The organism is Paenibacillus sp. PAMC 26794 (assembly GCF_000316035.1).
GTDB lineage: Bacteria > Bacillota > Bacilli > Paenibacillales > Paenibacillaceae > Paenibacillus.
The window spans coordinates 13,281-30,923 of record NZ_ANHX01000043.1; the positions used below are offsets into that span (position 1 = coordinate 13,281).

The window sequence follows — 17,643 nt, forward strand, 5'->3', positions numbered from 1 at the left end:
CTTCAAACCTGAAGAATTCCGGCTTTTTCTTTGTTTAGTTTAAACCCGTAGAACCTGAGTCTCTCGATACAATGGGATCGCAGTGCATTCAAGTAGATTGATCTTTCTTTAGTTCTTTGACTTTTTTAATGTAATGTCTCAACATCAGCACACCAATCGATTGAAAAATGATAAATATGACGATGGCAGCAGATAGAGATTTCGGTGCAACATAGACAGCCTGAAACGTTATTACAGCCATATACAAAATAGTCATCACCAACTCACGTTTGGCGGATTCATAAGGTGATAAGGATTTCATATCCATCCCTCCTCTATCCTTCTTACACATAAATATGGGTCTTCTTACAGTAGATGCTAAAGTAATACGTTTCTTTTGTAAATGTACGTTTTCTCTTGTTCCCCTTGTCGGTCCAATCAATCTATCCTATTATGTAACAATATGCTTACACGCATAGAATACAACATCAGGCGCTGATCCCTCGTGACCGCGACCAAAGGAGAATTGTACATGTCTACACAAAACTCATTAACCAAGGACGCCACAGCGCGTTCGAAAGCCCCACCCGGATTGGATGCCCAAAGCACCGTTTACCGGATACTCATTGCGATCAGTCTGGTTCATCTGTTCAATGATTCGATTCAGTCGGTCATTCCCGCCATTTTTCCGATTCTGAAAGACTCCATGCATCTCACGTATACTCAGATCGGATGGATCTCATTTGCTATCAACTTTACCGCATCGATCATGCAGCCTGTCGTAGGCTGGTTTGCAGATAAAAAACCGACGCCATCCATTCTGCCCATTGGCATGGGCTTTACATTTACAGGCATGTTGCTGCTGGCCTTCGCTGACAGTTATATGGCTGTCCTGATCTCCGTTATCTTTGTCGGTCTGGGTTCCGCCGCTTTCCATCCGGAAGGTTCGCGGGTATCGCACATGGCTGCCGGTCAACGCCGTGGACTGGCACAGTCCATCTTCCAGGTTGGTGGTAACGCTGGGCAATCCCTTGCCCCATTGCTTACACGCTGGATCTTTATCCCGTTTGGACTGTTCGGTGCCATTGGATTTACAGGCATTGCTGCCATGGGGATTGCGGTTCAGATTTACATCGCCCGTTGGTATGGACGCATGCTGCAATCGGGAGGATATCTGCGTAGACAGGCTGCTGCCCGTCGTGCACCCAATCCTGCTTTACGTAAAAAGATTACTGCCGCCATTACGCTATTAATCTTGCTTGTCTTTGTTCGTTCCTGGTATATCGCTTCCATTGGTAGCTTCTATGCGTTCAATCTGAAAGATACCTTTGGATTGTCCACAGAGGACGCACAAATCTATATCTTCCTGTTTCTGGCTGCCGGGGCACTTGGTACGTTCTTCGGAGGACCTCTTGCGGATCGATTCGGCAAACGTAATCTGATCTTCCTGTCCATGGCCGGAGCTGCTCCACTTGCTCTGTTGTTACCTTATGCGAATCTGTTCTGGACAGGTGTACTGCTAACCATTATTGGATTTATCATGTTATCCAGCTTCTCGGTTACGGTTGTGTACGCCCAAATGCTGATTCCAGGCAAAATCGGAACCGTCTCTGGCCTGATCACAGGTCTGGCATTTGGTATGGGGGGTCTGGGTGCACTCGTGCTAGGGAACTGGATTGACGTATTCGGTGTATCACCCGTGATGCAGATGTGCAGCTTCCTGCCTCTGCTCGGGATCTTCACGTTCCTGCTTCCATCCGATAAATTACTCAATATCTGGGCGAAAGAAAATGGTAGTGAGGAATAAGAAATACATCAACAGGTTTCCACTTTTTATTCTATATTAGATCCAATCCTTACGTGGCAGCATCGCCCTTATAAGACGTTATGCTGCGCTAACGAACCTGACAGCACTTATTCGAACGAATACTGCCGGTTTCGCAATCTAAAGAATCTGAGCAACGCTATTCCCGAGAAAAAGGCCGAAAACCTCGGAATGTGCGTGTGAAATCCAGAGATAACGTGTCTGAGATTCTTTAGAAATCGGGATTAGTGAAATATCGCCGAATAGCGTCTGCTGAGTTCGTTAGATTTCACTTTAGTCACCTACATTTGCAGTCTAAATAAACTGTTTGAACCATAACAAAAGGGTTCCCGCCAACTCTGTATTCACAGACTGGCAGGAACCCTTTTTTTTGTATTTGTTTTTCTCGTATTTAGCTTCAACCGTTTATTCCACGTCACACATGACAACGTTGCTACCTTGAGCTGTAATCAGTTCCTTCACATCTTCAAATTCAAGGAATACCGTCGCCGTATTTTCCATGGGATGAATTCCGATTTTCTGACCGACTAGATCCTTGTCAAAAACTACGGTCACGTTTTTCTGTATGTTATTAAACACTCCCATTGGATTTACATGGCCCTTTTCCAGTCCGAGGAATTCCAACAAATCCTTTTCACTGGCAAAACTGAGTTTGCGGCTAGGTATCTTTTCGCTTAAACTTCTCAAATCAACTGACTTCGTTCCAGCAATCGTCACCAGATAATAGTTGCGCTTCTTGTCATCACGCAGAAACAGATTTTTAACGATACGTTCTGTATGTGGAATCTGATAAGAGAATATTTCCTCCATCGTGTATACTGCGGGATGTTCAATACTTTCGTAAACGATATTATTGCGATCCAAAAGATCATAGAAACTCTGTTTGTTTAACATATAAAATTCAACTCTTTCAATATAAATATTCTTCTCTAATATTACTTCTTCTGTAATATTACTTCAAACGCTGAAGGATCAGCCGTTTTTTGTACAACATTTTGCCTGCTTCGGCTACATCTCGAATTGTATTTTTATTGCTCACCGAACCAAACACCATGCCTGCAATCGGCACAAGTTGGAACAGCTTCTTCCAGCCAAAAGATTCACTATAGGAGTTAAACACTTCCCGCCACCCCTGCATCTGCGATACCACTTCAATCGGCTTGTCGGGATCATCATAAGCGGCCAGTTCTTCAATGATCGCTTTCTTGCCTACAATATCAGCGGAAGAGAATTGCAGACATTTGACAATGAAGATACGCTCCAGCGGTTCATCTGGATCATAACCATAACATAGAGCCATCTCCTGCAGTACCTTCAAGGAAAGCCCCATCACCATCGGAATATCTGCTGCAATGGTTACAATGCCACCAAACCCTGTAGCTGCTCCCTGAGCCGCGGCAAACTTGGTTCGACTCTCGGTAATGTTATCAGCCACCTGGTCCAGCACCTGAAGTGGCAGATTCTCTACACTATGAATCTTCGCTGTCCCCTCCGTTTCAGCATCCTGCTCCAGACGATCGGTCGGGTCCATCATGAAATAACCGGACTTCTCGGCTTCCTCTTGCAGCAGCTTGGCTACTTTTTTCTTCTGTACGAGGAACTTGCCCCCATTCTGCACATACTGACCCACGTCGTTCAGGGAATCTCCGATCTTCTGTTTCAGCGCTTTAGGCATCACTTTATCCAACATTGCAAAGGGCAAACGCCCGATTTTATCCCATATAAACAAGTCTTTCTGTTGTTTTTCCCATTTCAAAATCTGTTCAAGTTCCTGGTCCAATGTTTCGCGTGAATCCATCTGTGATCCTCCTAATAGGTTCTGCATCGTAATCTGTATCTTTCTCATACGCAGAGATCATCGTTGTGGTTGCTTTGTTTTAAATCCAAGTCACCGATACTCAGACCGCTCTATCTTATCGTTCACACGCAGAAGAGCCCTTAATCAGCATCACTCGCTAACTAAGGGCTCTCGTATGAAAGGTTACACTACCTCTTATTTTGCTTCCGCTACTGCGCTGCCATCCGGTGCCGGAACACCGAAATCAGGTGTGCCATCTTCACGCCAATGAACCACTTGAGCTCGAGCGTGACGGTTCGGATCATACAAGGGATCACCCTCGATGTCTTTATAATTACGCGCATGATAAATCAGAATATCGGTCTTGCCATCCGGTGACACCGTAAAACTGTTATGACCCGGACCGTATTGGCCGTTCGCTTCACAAGTCTGGAATACCGGCTCGGGTGATTTCACCCAGCTGGCCGGATCAAGCAAGTTGGCATTCTCATCTGCGGTGAGCAGACCCATACAATAATTGTAATCGGTTGCGCTTGCCGAGTAGCCGATAAACAACCGCCCATTCCGATGCATCACGGCTGGGCCTTCATTCACCTTAAAGCCGATGATTTCCCAATCATACTCTGGCGTAGAGATCATAACCTGTTCGCCGCGTAGCGTCCATGGGTTCTCCATTTCGGCAATGTACAGGTTGGAGTTGCCCACAATATCGGGATCTTTTTGTGCCCAGACCAGATAGCGAATACCCTTATGTTCAAAGGTCGTTGCATCCAGCGCAAATGATTCCCACCGTGTGTGTATCTGTCCTTTTTCTACCCACTCTCCTTCGAGTGGATTCGCGGAATCGTTCTCCAAAACATACATCCGGTGATCGAACAGACCTTCGTTGGTCTCACTGGTGTGAGCGGCAGCGTAGTGTATGTACCATTTGCCATCGATAAAATGAATCTCCGGTGCCCAGATGTTGGCACTCATCGGCCCGGTGTCACGCTTGGTCCAAGCTGTTACTGGCTCAGCATCTCTTAACTCTTCCAACGTCTCTGCTCGCCGGATCTCAATCCGGTCAAAGGCGGGCACGGAAGCGGAGAAATAATAGTAACCGTCTGTATGACGGTACACCCATGGATCAGCGCGCTGCTCCAGGATGGGATTAGTAAATGTAATAGAATCAGTCATGGGAATGCTCCCCTTTCAAATGTTGTTTGGCTCGTAGTTGGGGATGTAACCCAATTGCGAAAAAGCGAAAACCCTTTTTGGGGTGATGCACAGCGGACGTTCGGGGGTGGCAGGGCCTTGGTGCTCTCTTGTCCTCCGATTTCTTTTACTACCGCTCTCTGCGGTTGAAATCGGATGCCAAACTCGCTCCTGCGGCTCCTTCCTCCCCCTCACTGCTTGTGCACCCTCGGAGCGGTAGCTCGCTCTTACCGCGCTCGCCGGGTTACAACCTCACTTCGAGCCTTTTTTGTTGGCTCGATCTTATGGGGTCGACCGCTTCGCAGGGTCAACTCTCCCCATGTAATGCTGGGCTGGCCGCAGAGCTATAGGCCAGCTTTGTCATGCACAGCGGACGTTCGTGGGCGGTAGGGCCTTGGTGCTCTCTTGTCCTCCGATTTCTCTTCCCACCGCTCTTGGCGGTTGAAATCGGATGCCAAACTCGCTCCTGCGGCTCCTTCCTCCCCCTCACTGCTTGTGCACCATTGGCGTAGCAGCTCGCTCTTTTCGTGCTCGCTGGGTTACAACCTTACTACGAGCCTTTTTGTTGGCTCGGTCTTATGGGGTTGACCGCTTCGCACGGTCAACTCTCCCCGTATTTAGTGCATGATTGGCCTCAGACACAGGCCAGCACAGATGAATCTTGAGTGTCTAAAAGCTGCAACACCTTGGCGTTAGCGCACCTTAACATGCCAGCTTGTCATACACAGCGGACGCTCGAGGGTGGTAGGGCCTTGGTGCTCTCTTGTCCTCCGATTTCTTTTTTCACCGCTCCTGGCGGTTGAAATCGGAGGACAAACTCGCTCCTGCAGCCCCTTCCTCCCCCTCACTGCTTGTGCACCTTGGCGTAGCAGCCCGCTCTTACCGCGCTCGCTGCTCGCCCCCTTACTCCTCCGCTGCGCTGATTTGCTTGCCCCAGACCGCAATGCCGCGGTCATTGAGACCTGTCACCACCAGCGCGGGTTGGCTTCGTTCCCAGTCCCAGGACGGCAGCAGTTGCAGCTCTTCCGTGGAAGCTCCGCCCCATGGGCTTTCTTTCCACTTCAACGTCAGTGTTTGTTTGTCATCAAACGTCCAGATCCCTGAACCTTTTTCACTTTTAATTTTACCGTTGCTTGTTAGGGTATAAGGCACGGCTTGAATCTGCCCGTCTACGGACGGATCAAGCGCCATGCCTTCCCACTCCCCGGCAATCATGGATTTCGGAATGTCCTGTGCTGTCTCACCAGCGTACCGTTCAGGTGAAACCACAGGCCAGCCGTCCTTGGTCCATAACATTTTGCGTACATGCAGATATGGCCAGTTTTTATCCGTCTCACCCCGTGCATGATGCACGATGTAATAATCGTCTCCGTCCTTCAAAACGGAGTTATGTCCAGGCGCCACCCAGCCCTCGCCTTCTGTGAAGCGGTAACCGCCGAGAATTTTGGTGCCAATCTCATATTGCGGCAGATGCTCCGTATCCAGCATGTTATTGTCGTATATGTCCGTGTACGGTCCTGTGATTGAATCAGCACGCGCAACCCGCACGTTATAATCTTCGAACAAGGAATCATATGAGACGAACAGATAATACTTTTTGAACTCCGGGTTATACACAATGTATGGACCTTCCACTGCGCCCTCTTCAGTTGCACGATCCCGAGCAGCAATGCGAGTACCATAACCCTCGTCCTTGAATTTCCCGTTGTCGGGATCAAGTGGCGCAATGTAGATGCCGTCAAAGAATGAACCATATACCATCCACGAATTGCCCTCGGCATCCACAATGGGATTGGCATCAATCGCATTTAGTTTATCCTGTTCATTCGCAGAAGTTTTCACTACGAGTCCTTCATCTGTCCATGGACCTTCTGGAGATGAGGATGTCTGAAGACCAATAGCCGACTGGGTACTGCCAAAAGAAGAAGCCGAATAATACATCCGATAGGTCTCACCAGCCTGAATCACATCCGGTGCCCACAGATTGGCCGCGCCTGTCCAGTCCAGCGCTACTTGAGGAATACCCGGCAGAGCTTGACCTACCCATGTCCAGTGGATCAGATCATCCGATTTGCGTACCATGACGCCGGGTTTCGCTTCTCCTGCTACACGAACGTCTGTGGAATAGACGTAGTATCCCTGTTCTGTTTTGATAATGGCCGGATCATGCGCATTGTTCACCGTCCAGCGTGATTCATCGTCCAAAATGGAAGTGTCATACAACTGAGTAGCTTGTGGAGCTTCAGGAAAGACCGGACGGGACACCGTTTCTCCTGCTCCTTCTCCGGAACAACCTGTAGCTCCAACAACCAACAATAACAACATGGAAGCAACCACTCCTTTTCCTGAATTCGACCACCGTCGGAATTTCTTCCGCTGGTTCATCCCTTCACTCCCGAAATCGCAACCGACTCAATAATCTGTTTCTGGAAGATCAGGAAGATGATTAATACAGGTAACAGAGCTACAATCGACGCCGCCATAATAAGCGGGTAATCGGTTTGAATTGCATACGTGGCATTAAAGTTTGCTATAACGAGTTGTAACGTCTGCTTCTCCGGTGAATTCAGATAGATAATTGGTGCCAGATAATCGTTCCAGATGCCCATGAACCAGAGAATCAGCTGTGCAGCAATCGCCGGTTTGATGAGCGGGAACGTAATACTGGAGTACAACCGGAAGTAGGAACTTCCATCGATTTTGGCCGCCTCAATAATTGCATCAGGCACACTAAGCAGGTATTGACGCAGGAAGAAGATCATGATTACGTTACCGAACAGGCCAGGAACAATCAGTGGTAACAGCGTATCCACCCAGCCCAGCTTCGCAAACATGATGAATTGCGGGATCATGACTGTCGGATAAGGAATCATCATGGATGCCAGCAACGCGAGAAACAGCTTGTTTTTGTGCGGGAATCTTAACTTAGCAAAAGCAAATGCAGCGATACTGGACGTAAACGTACCCACCACCGTTACACTCACCGCCACGATGAGGCTGTTTTTGATCCCGCTGAGCAGCGGGCCTGCTTCCCAGATTTCTTTATACTTTCCAAATTGGAATACTTCAGGTATCCATACAGGCGGAAGCGCGAACACATCCTGCTTCTCCTTCAATGACGTGGACAACATCCAGAGCAGTGGTGCAATCATCGCAATTGCCCCAATCGCGAGTACGATAAAAATGATCGAGTTTGTTAATTTCCTCTTTTGACTGTAAGACATCTCCGGTTCACTCCTTTCCTTGACCATCAATCCCCATCATAGGCTGATTTTTCGTTCATTTTGAATTGCACCAGGGTAATGACAAAAATGAAAATACCAAGAATCATGGCCATCGCTGAGGCATAACCCATCTGCAAGTTACTGAATGCTTTCTGCCAGATGTAGAAAACGATCGATGCCGAAGAATATTCAGGACCACCCGTAGGTGTCATAATGTTCATCTCGGTGAAGATCTGGGAACCGCCAATGATATTCGTAACAATAAGGAAAAAGGTAACCGGCTTCACCATAGGCCAGGTGATATTGCGGAAGATCTGGAAGCCGTTCGCTCCATCCAGCTCAGCCGCCTCGTAATATGTACGTGATACACTTTGCAGTGCTGCCAGATACAACAACATCGTGTATCCCAGGCCTTTCCACACCGTCATAATAATCAGAGCGGGTTTGACTGTGTCTTTGTTCGCGAGCCAGTTAGGTCCTTTAATCCCAAACAGGTCAAGGAACTGGTTCACCAGACCGTAATCCCCGTTGTACGCCCAGTTCCACATGATGGACACCGCAGCGAGGGAGGAAATAACCGGGATGTAATAGATCACACGGAATGTCGTTGTGCCAGGGATTTTACGATTCAGACCCATTGCCAGCAACAATGCGAGCAACAATCCAATTGGAATACCAAGCATCAGGAAAAATGTATTAAACATCGCTTTGTAGAAGAGGTCATCCGTGAGCAAATCCTTGAAGTTGGCCAAACCGATAAAGTTCATCTGTCCCAGTCCGTCCCAATCCGTAAAGGAACCATAGAGGGAATAGAGGAACGGGAACATGACAAAGATCAGCAATCCAAGAAGCGGAGGTAAAATAAACAGATATCCGTACAGCATCTCTTTGCGATACAAACTCGATTTCGTAATCACGGCGTTCACCCCTGTTTCTAGTATCAGCATGTGGCATTCTTCGATTGAACCTTGCCGATCAACGAATGCCACATGCCCGTATGGAATCCAATAAGTCCCAATACGAATGATGCCAGCAGCATGATTGCAGGCTGCCGGCATCGCCCTTTCCTATCTACTATTTCTGAGATTTCTTTTCTTGTTCAACCGCTTTGTCGAGCAGTTTTTGCATTTTCGGTTGTTGCTGCTTCACATAGTCTGCGGCTGTAATCTTGCCATCCAATACCGGCTGGATGTCCGTGAAGAACAGGTCATACCATTCCGCATTGTACGTGTAGTTACCTGGCAGAGCCCGGCCGTAATCCTCAACGATATCAATGAATTCTTGTTTGTTGGCTGGTTTTGTGGATGTATCTTTGGCCCACTCGTCTGCCATATCAAGCAAGTTCGGAATTTGTACCTTGGCATCTACCAGTTGTTGCATGCCTTCCTTCGAAGCCGTGAGGTAGTTCACCAATGCTGCTGCTTCTTCTGGATGTTTCGTTTTCGCGGATACTCCGATTCCCAGAGATCCGATCCACGTTGCCGATTTACCAGTAGATCCCGCAGGGAATGGCAGCAAATCATAATCGAAAGGTAATTTCTCAAATGTACTCATATCCCATGGGCCTACAGGGAAGAAAGCCATTTCACCTTTCATCCAGCGTTGGTACGTATCCAATGTTTGCGCTTCCTCAATGGAAGGTGTAATTTTGTATACGTTCTGCATATCCGCGAAGAATTGCAAGGCTTCAGCGAATTTCGGATCATCAATCGTTACCTTTGTTTTGGTCTCATCCAACCAATCCCCACCGTTGCTCCATACAAAGGATTGCAGGGCCCACTGTACGTTAAATCCAGTACCGTATACATCCGGTTTACCATCTCCATTGGTATCCTTGGTCGCTTGCTGGTTCACCTTGATGAACTCTTCCCATGTGTATGGTTTATCCTTGTCAGGGAATGGAATGCCCTCTTTTTCAAACAACGTTTTGTTGTAGCCCAGTGCAAATGGCCCCAGGTCCTTCGGCATACCATAGATATCGCCCTGTCCTGCCATTTTTCCATCATAGCGATACAGGTCCACGCCGTATTTCCAGATATTATCGAGATCAACATCCGGATTGTTTTCAATATACGAAGTGAGGTTCATCAGCACATTGCTGTTCACATACGCTTTCACATCGCCCGGATTGATATAAAATACGTCAGGCAAGCTGTTGCCTGTAATTGCCGCTCTGAGCTTGGTTGCATATTGATCCGCAGCCGTTACGATAATTTTGACTTTCACACCCGGATGATCTTCTTCGAATTTCTTGACCACCGCTTGGTATGCTTTCTGCTCGTCTGTACCGCCGCGGAACATAAACGTTAACTCCTTGTCCCCACTTGCACCGCTGCTTCCTCCGCATCCCGCGAGTACCAGCGCACTTACCAGCATAAGAAGCATAAATGTGACCCAACTCTTTTTATTTACCATCTGAACCCCTCCTGATCTGGACTTGTAACCGTATTCAATTGGATGAAATAAGATTTCTGTTGTTAAATTTATCAAATCCAGATCACTTTAGTCAACACTTTTATAAAACATTTTATATTTATATAAAACAAATCAGTATTTCGGCCAGCCACTCGAGTCCCAAAGCAAGTCATTAATCAGCAATTTCGGATTGCCATTATCCTCTGCATCATAGGCATGTCTTGCGATGACATTGCCGTTGTACACGTCCTGACCACCTGGACCTTTCCACTTCACATTGCCTGTATCCAATATCGTTCCGCCACCATTCAGCATATTAACTCCGTTTTTGTCCACATAAGGGCCTGTTATACTGGTCGAACGTCCATAGACCATTTTGTAGGTACTGTTCACCCCTTGGCAGCAAGAATCGATGGAAGCAAACAGGTAATAGTAGCCGCCACGATATACAATACTTGGTCCTTCAATTGCACCTCCGTTATTCGGGCGCGCAGCAATGGAAGTTATACTTCCCGTCGGTTTCATCGTGTTTTTGTCCAGCTTGACAATCTTCAGACCACTCCAGAAAGAACCAAAGGCCAGCCATGGATTGCCTGAAGCATCAATGACCAGATTTGGATCAATGGCATTATAATTATTGGCGGTCGTGGTTTGAAGCACCAATCCTTCATCCTTCCACTGCCCTGCTCCAATGCTGTTCGCAGAGGCAAGACCAATCGCAGACCGATTGGAGCCAAAGGTGGAGATTGAATAATAGAGCCATACTTTTCCGTTATACTGCTCTACATCCGGTGCCCATACATCCAATCCGCTTTGCCCCGGAACGGCAGAAGCCCACCAGGATGGCTTACTTAAGAAGATTTGTGGAACACGATACCAGGACGATCCATTATCGGATTTCAATACTTGAATGCCCGGGCCGGTTGAAAAGGTGTACCAGGAACTGCCCTCTTTGATAATCGACGGATCATGAACAGCGGTATCTCCGGTCAGATTCCAGAATGCCGCCAAAGCTTTTGACTGACCTGCCAGCAGTAATACCATCACAAGTAATGCCGGTAACGCCAACCGTTTCCACTTAAACCTCTTCACATTGCTTAACTTTTCCAAACCAAACTCCACCTTTCCTGTTCAAATGGTTAATTAGGTTCATGAAGTAATGAATCAATTTAGGTATAATAGGATTATAAAAGCGGTTACATTACATTTCAATGGTATATTTCAAATATATGTGAACTGATTAACACTTATTTTAACCGGAATAGTGGACAAAATATAGATTATATTTTCGTATTTGCGCTATATACAAGGGTTTTAGCTTCTATTTCTCCACCCTTCCCTTCCATGAGGGAATGATTTATAATTATCTGAAATAAAACATATAAATGTGCAAATGTCTGTGTCGAAGACTTTGTTCAGAACGGGGAAAGGAAATCCACCTATGATTTATATTAAAGATCTGATGTCGGGTGTGAATATCTTCAAAGCGCTCAGTTCGGAAATCCGGATTCAGATCATCGAGCTGCTGGCCAAGAACCAAAGTCTTAATCTCAATGATCTTGCAACCAAGCTGGGACTGAGCAATGGTGCCATCACAATGCATATCAAGAAGCTCGAAGAGAGCGGATTGATCGAGATCAACACCGCCGTTGGCAAACATGGAATCCAGAAGATATGTTATCTCAATGAGGAAAAATTGATGGTTGATCTGCGTTCACAGGAGATTAACAATCGTTATGAGGTGGAAATTCAGGTCGGTCATTACAGCGATTATCAGGCTGCACCTACATGTGGTCTGGCTACCCGGGACAGCATTGTTGGAGAGTTCGATGATCCGCGGTACTTTGCTGATCCACTGCGAATTGATGCGGAGATGATCTGGCTGGCTGAAGGTTATCTCGAGTATCGGATTCCAAACTATCTCAAACCTAATCAGTCCTTTAGCGAAATTCAGTTGTCGATGGAACTGGGATCGGAGGCCCCTGGCTTTTGTGACAATTACCCTTCGGATATTTACTTCTATGTCAATGGGATTGAGATTGGCTGCTGGACAAGTCCGGGGGATTTTGGCAATACACGCGGTACCTTTAATCCGGAATGGTGGCCTCCACACTTGAATCAGTACGGCATGCTGAAGCTGATCCGGATTACACAGGAAGGCAGCTATATTGACGGATGCCGCATCTCGGACGTAACGCTGGACCAGATTGGGCTGGATTACAAAAGCGATATTCATTTCCGCATCGCGGTTACGGACGGACCTTTGAACAAACGGGGCTTAACGATCTTTGGTAAAAACTTTGGTAACTATGGACAGAATCTGCTCGCTCGGGTTCTCTATAACGTGCAAGAAGAGTAGAGCCTGCTCTGACTATTCACTCGATATGAAGTTCGACCAATCTGCTAACGTAACTGTTCAACAGAGCAACAATCATGTGTCTTCGAAAGGGTGCTATCCAGCACTCTTTTTTTGTTTCATCTCATCTAAGAACTTGTCCAATCATGTTGGAACAAAACATACTGGATGATATGACTTCTATAGCCCCTCTGTGATCCTCCATGTTGTTCACCCTGGCGTGATATAATAATGGCCTGTAATGACAAAATGCAATAACGGGCGGGGATACCTTTTGAAATTGGAGCGATTAATCTCAATCATATACAAACTGCTGAACCACGAAGTGTTGTCTGCTTCCACCTTGGCAGAAGAGTTTCAGGTGTCCCCAAGAACGATCTATCGGGATATTGATGTGATCTGTGCCGCCGGCTTCCCAGTCGTCTCCCATCAGGGACTCAAAGGCGGCTACGGCATGATGGACGGATACAAGATGAATAAAAGCTTGCTCGGTTCTTATGATGTGGATTCCCTGATCACGGTCCTGAGCAGTCTATCCACAGTATTCGAAGATGCACGTGCACAAGGCACGATTGAACGTCTGCAAACGATTGGACCGGAGCATCAAACCTCAAGTATATCCGTGGATCTGGAGACTCGCCGAACAGAACCTGATGCCCTTCCTCATCTGAGTAAAGGGATTACAGAACATCAGGTTGTCCGTTTTGACTACATCAATACAAAGAATGAACATTCACCCCGCCAGCTGGAACCAGTAAGGCTACATTTTAAATATCGTAATTGGTATGTGTATGGATTTTGCCAGACACGGCAGGATTATCGCGAGTTCCGACTGTCCCGGATGATGAACGTGCAACTGACATCGGAACACTTCCAACCCCACCTTGAGCTTCCCCAAGAGGCGGTTGTGTCAGATCCGTCATGGCAAGATCAGGTAAGTGATGTTGTATTTCGGGTGAACCCGGAATCACTCGCGGAAGCCATGGATCATTTTCAACAGGCAGATAAGCAATTTCACGAGGATGGAAGTATGACGATGCGCATCCCGGTTTATCAACCGTTACAAGCCAGATGGCTTCGGTCGTTTCTGCTTAGTTTGGGTAGTGGCGCTGAGGTGCTTGAACCGATTGAATTACGAGACATTCTGAAAGAACAACTTCGAAACGCACTTAAGCTCTATGAAGAAGTATGACACGCTGTTGTCATACTTCTTTTTTTATAATCATCTCAGTAAGTTAACCCAATCCATCGCCACATTAAAGGAGACGATCATCAATGAATCATCCGGAACAAATGTATAACTACCACGCATGGGCCAACCAAACGATCCTGGGCAGAATCAAGGAATTGCCCTCTTCCGTACTGAGTCAGGAAGTGCACAGTTCATTTCCAACCATTGCTCACGCACTCAGCCATATCTACGCCGTAGATAAAATGTGGTACGAGGTATTGAATGGCACCGGTATGCCCGAGGCACTGCAAGCATGTATACTGCTTAATGGTGAGATTCACGGTTCTGTGGATGAGTACATCAAACGTTTTACCAACCTGTCGGCACAATACAGTGAGTGGTTACGAGGCCAAGCTGATCTGGAGCAAACCATTCTACTCGATAATCCATTTGCCGGAGTTCGCAAAACCAGCTTATCGGAAATCGTATTCCATGCGGTTAACCACGGCACCTATCATCGAGGCAATGTTTCTACCATGCTGCGTCAATTGGGGCATGCCTCCATCATGAATGACTATTTTCTCTATTGGTATCAGGAACTGGCTCAAGCATAGTTGATAATCGGATGGAAAATCTACATTGTATACCCGTGACGTCAAGGGATGAATTGAGAAATTGGTTGCGAGAGCATGGACAAGTCGAGAAATCTTGCTGGGTAATTATAAGCGGATCGATACGATCCAAAGTGTTAAGAATCAGCCAGCATTATTCCAGAGCAGATTGGATAAGTTCATAACCCACACAAAGGAAAATAAAATGTACGGTCAGTGGCATGACAACGGACGGCTATTGGACTATTGAATTTTCCCTGAGACAGCAGACAGGACCTCCATATAAGGAGGCCCTGTTTTGGTGTCTTATTTCGGTCAGGTATTAATGAGTCTGCCTGTATGTTTTGGGAGACTTGCCAAAGGCTTTCTTAAACTGGCGAGTGAAATAATTACTGTCGTTAAATCCACATTCATACGAAATTTCCGTGATGGACAGATTCCCGTTTTTCAACAAATGACATGCCTTTTCCAGACGCAACTTTTGCAGATAAGAGATCGGAGTCATCTGATAATAGGATCGGAAAATCCGATTCAGATGCCTTATTGAGATATTCGACTTCCCCGCAATATCTTCTAGCGACAGTGGCTCAAGATAATGATCTTCAATAAATGAAATGGCATTTGCCAGATGCATCAGATTATTACCTTCGATCCCTTTCTCCTGCGTATCATATTGCCTCGACAAATAAACAACCATCTCCGTAAGACGTGAGATCAACATCGTCTGATACCCTTGCTGTTTACTCCGATACTCCTCAATCATGAACGATATCAGCGATTCTACATACTCCAGACTGGAAATGGATAACGCCAATTTACTCGGAAAGGAGTGAATATTACGATAAAACGGTTCCAAAACAAATAGAGCCTGGAAGCCGTTAGATTTTCTCAGATCGGGCCCAGCCGAAGCAAGCATCTCGGGACTGAACATAATGTTACAGATTCGAAAATCATGAGGGTCTTTATACGCATGATGGGTGTCGCCATTAATCACAAATGCGTTCCCTTTTTTAATAAAAAATTCCTCGGTGTTCACCACATGGGTTGCATGACCACTCAGAACAATGACAAGTTCCGTAAAGTCCACATGATTATGAAGTTCCATGTCTTGGTCGTGTCCACCATACTGAATGAAAAATGGAAACTGTTGATCTGAAGTAAACCATCTCAAATATGCATTACTCAAAAGCATTCCCCTCCGCAAACCATGTTGGGTTGAATGTCTATATCATGCTATTCGAGGACCGAAAAATCAAGGTTGGAAATGATTAAAGACGATATAATTCCCCTTGTAGCTAGGATACATCTCTTACGTTCACGTTCAGATCCATATTAAACTCTCGAAATGAATAGGAGCATAAATGATGAAATATACCAATCCGGTCATTCCGGGGTTTTATCCAGATCCGAGTATCTGCCGTGTAGATGAAGACTATTATCTGGTAACCAGTACCTTTGAATATTTCCCTGGTGTGCCCATCTTCCACAGCAAAGACCTTGTGAACTGGCGACAGATTGCCCATGTCCTCACAACAACTGAGCAACTCCCTCTAGCGAATGCAGGCAGCTCTGGCGGCATTTTTGCTCCAACACTCCGGTACCATGATGGCTGGTTCTATATGACAACAACCAATGTCAGCGGCGGCGGAAATTTTTATGTACGTAGTGCCCAGCCCGAGGGACCATGGTCTGCTCCGATTTTTGTTGATCAGGGCGGCATTGATCCCTCTTTTCTCTTCGATGAAGATGGACATGTGTATTTTCAAACGGCCTGTAACGGCGATGAAGGTGAGGGCATCTATCAATGCGAGATAGACATCACGACCGGAGCCAGACTAACCGATAGCCGATTGATCTGGACTGGAACCGGAGGAGCAGCCCCCGAAGCTCCCCACATGTATAAAATAAACGGCCTCTACTATCTGATGATCGCCGAAGGTGGAACCGAGTATGGTCATATGGAGACCATTGCTCGGAGCACAGAGCCATACGGTCCATTTGATCCGTGTCCTCATAATCCGATTCTGTCCAATCGGAGCATGAAATCCAGCATCCACGCAACCGGTCATGCAGACCTTGTCCAGATCCAGGATGGAAGCTGGTGGGCCGTATCTCTTGGTATTCGTCCAGCAGGTTACCCCATGCGGCACCATCTGGGACGTGAAACGTTCCTGGCACCTGTCACTTGGACGGACACCGGTTGGCCGATGATCGGTGTGGACGGACATATTGAGCAGGAGATGACTGGGCCTTTGTTGACTGAGCACCCTTGGTCGCCCCAGGCTATTCGGGATGATTTTGACGAACCATCATTAGGCATGAACTGGATCTTCTTACGTAACCCGGCTCCGGATAGTTGGACGCTCACTGAAAATCCCGGGCAGCTCATCCTTCGTGGTCATTCGGTTTCACTCGATGATGGACAAAATCCAGCCTTTGTCGGGCGTCGATTGAGCCATTTCTTATGCAATATGGCAACCGAGCTGCGTTATGAGCCGAATGCGAGCAGTGAGGAAGCTGGACTAACCTTATTTATGAATGATAAATATCATTACGATTTGGCTGTAACACAGGTCGATGGGCAGAAGAAAATCGTATTGCGGCGAACCGTCGGCTCTCTGCGAACCGAACAGGCGCTTAACTGTGACAAGGGGCCGGTTGTATTACAAATCAAGGCTGACCGTAATCACTTCACGTTCCTCTACCAGCAAGGTTCATCCGATGCCATCGAAGTGGGTTCAGGAGAAACACATCTGTTATCTACCGAAGTGGCAAGTGGTTTCACAGGTGTGATGATCGCCATGTACGCCTATGCTCCATCGGGGGAATGTACGCCTGCAAGTTTTGATTGGTTTGACTATGAACCTTTGGATGAGCAATCAAACCGCTAGATCCATTACCTTTCGATCAGGTTCGTAACTATGTAACCTCTCACTAATTTACTTTTCGCATAAGCGTCGTGAATCTGGAATATCTAACGAACCCAGCACACGTTATTCGACGCTATTTCACTGTTTGGGATTTTTAACGAATCGTAGACCTAAGCTTGACCCACAATGCTTCCAGAAAA

The 17,643-nt window shown here is 46.8% G+C and carries 15 protein-coding genes and 1 pseudogene; 6 read left to right on the forward strand and 10 right to left on the reverse strand.

The genetic code is table 11. The features are described 5' to 3' along the window. Positions 1 to 88: 88 nt before the first annotated feature. Positions 89 to 301: a hypothetical protein gene (locus D829_RS0117440; protein ID WP_017690203.1), complete on the reverse strand. Its 213-nt coding sequence runs from the start codon at positions 299 to 301 to the stop codon at positions 89 to 91. Between the two features lie 210 nt (positions 302 to 511). On the opposite strand from D829_RS0117440, the gene D829_RS0117445 reads away from it, so the two are divergent. Further along, on the forward strand, positions 512 to 1,786 hold the full coding sequence (locus D829_RS0117445; protein ID WP_017690204.1) for an MFS transporter: 1,275 nt from the start codon (positions 512 to 514) through the stop codon (positions 1,784 to 1,786). 423 nt (positions 1,787 to 2,209) lie between these two features. On the opposite strand, the gene D829_RS0117450 is transcribed toward D829_RS0117445, so the two are convergent. From D829_RS0117450 to D829_RS0117485, 8 genes are all read right to left on the reverse strand, one after another. After that, entirely contained in the window at positions 2,210 to 2,698 is a 489-nt protein-coding gene (locus tag D829_RS0117450) for a prolyl-tRNA synthetase associated domain-containing protein (protein ID WP_017690205.1), read from the reverse strand. 58 nt (positions 2,699 to 2,756) lie between these two features. Beyond that, the gene (locus D829_RS0117455) at positions 2,757 to 3,602 is read right to left on the reverse strand and encodes an EcsC family protein (protein ID WP_017690206.1); all 846 of its coding nucleotides are present in this window, start codon (positions 3,600 to 3,602) and stop codon (positions 2,757 to 2,759) included. A 195-nt stretch (positions 3,603 to 3,797) separates the two neighbouring features. Beyond that, entirely contained in the window at positions 3,798 to 4,778 is a 981-nt protein-coding gene (locus tag D829_RS0117460) for a family 43 glycosylhydrolase (protein WP_017690207.1), read from the reverse strand. Between the two features lie 921 nt (positions 4,779 to 5,699). Next, on the reverse strand, positions 5,700 to 7,121 hold the full coding sequence (locus D829_RS0117465; RefSeq protein WP_026081244.1) for an arabinan endo-1,5-alpha-L-arabinosidase: 1,422 nt from the start codon (positions 7,119 to 7,121) through the stop codon (positions 5,700 to 5,702). A gap of 56 nt (positions 7,122 to 7,177) precedes the next feature. Next, positions 7,178 to 8,020 (reverse strand): carbohydrate ABC transporter permease, encoded by an 843-nt coding sequence (locus D829_RS0117470; protein ID WP_017690209.1) that lies wholly within the window; start codon positions 8,018 to 8,020, stop codon positions 7,178 to 7,180. 26 nt (positions 8,021 to 8,046) lie between these two features. After that, positions 8,047 to 8,937: a sugar ABC transporter permease gene (locus D829_RS0117475; protein ID WP_026081245.1), complete on the reverse strand. Its 891-nt coding sequence runs from the start codon at positions 8,935 to 8,937 to the stop codon at positions 8,047 to 8,049. A gap of 157 nt (positions 8,938 to 9,094) precedes the next feature. Next, complete coding sequence (locus tag D829_RS0117480) at positions 9,095 to 10,435, reverse strand: sugar ABC transporter substrate-binding protein (protein ID WP_017690211.1); 1,341 nt, start codon at positions 10,433 to 10,435, stop codon at positions 9,095 to 9,097. A gap of 132 nt (positions 10,436 to 10,567) precedes the next feature. Beyond that, the gene (locus tag D829_RS0117485) at positions 10,568 to 11,479 is read right to left on the reverse strand and encodes a glycoside hydrolase family 43 protein (RefSeq protein ID WP_051154000.1); all 912 of its coding nucleotides are present in this window, start codon (positions 11,477 to 11,479) and stop codon (positions 10,568 to 10,570) included. A gap of 397 nt (positions 11,480 to 11,876) precedes the next feature. Between D829_RS0117485 and D829_RS0117490 the strand changes: the two genes are divergently transcribed. The 4 genes and pseudogenes from D829_RS0117490 to D829_RS34065 all read left to right on the forward strand — a co-directional run. Next, positions 11,877 to 12,794, forward strand: coding sequence for a winged helix-turn-helix transcriptional regulator (locus D829_RS0117490; protein WP_017690213.1), 918 nt, complete (start codon positions 11,877 to 11,879; stop codon positions 12,792 to 12,794). Positions 12,795 to 13,065: 271 nt separating this feature from the next. Further along, on the forward strand, positions 13,066 to 13,983 hold the full coding sequence (locus tag D829_RS0117495; RefSeq protein ID WP_017690214.1) for a YafY family protein: 918 nt from the start codon (positions 13,066 to 13,068) through the stop codon (positions 13,981 to 13,983). A gap of 83 nt (positions 13,984 to 14,066) precedes the next feature. Beyond that, the gene (locus D829_RS0117500; RefSeq protein ID WP_017690215.1) at positions 14,067 to 14,576 is read left to right on the forward strand and encodes a DinB family protein; all 510 of its coding nucleotides are present in this window, start codon (positions 14,067 to 14,069) and stop codon (positions 14,574 to 14,576) included. 106 nt (positions 14,577 to 14,682) lie between these two features. Continuing rightward, positions 14,683 to 14,823, forward strand: a pseudogene (locus tag D829_RS34065) (thymidylate synthase); the annotation flags it as partial. Positions 14,824 to 14,895: 72 nt separating this feature from the next. Here the strand turns inward: D829_RS34065 and D829_RS0117510 are convergent. Next, positions 14,896 to 15,759 carry a helix-turn-helix domain-containing protein gene (locus D829_RS0117510; RefSeq protein ID WP_017690217.1) on the reverse strand — a complete coding sequence of 288 codons (864 nt, stop codon included), beginning with the start codon at positions 15,757 to 15,759 and terminating at the stop codon, positions 14,896 to 14,898. Between the two features lie 178 nt (positions 15,760 to 15,937). Between D829_RS0117510 and D829_RS0117515 the strand changes: the two genes are divergently transcribed. Beyond that, positions 15,938 to 17,464 (forward strand): glycoside hydrolase family 43 protein, encoded by a 1,527-nt coding sequence (locus tag D829_RS0117515; RefSeq protein WP_017690218.1) that lies wholly within the window; start codon positions 15,938 to 15,940, stop codon positions 17,462 to 17,464. Positions 17,465 to 17,643: the final 179 nt, after the last annotated feature.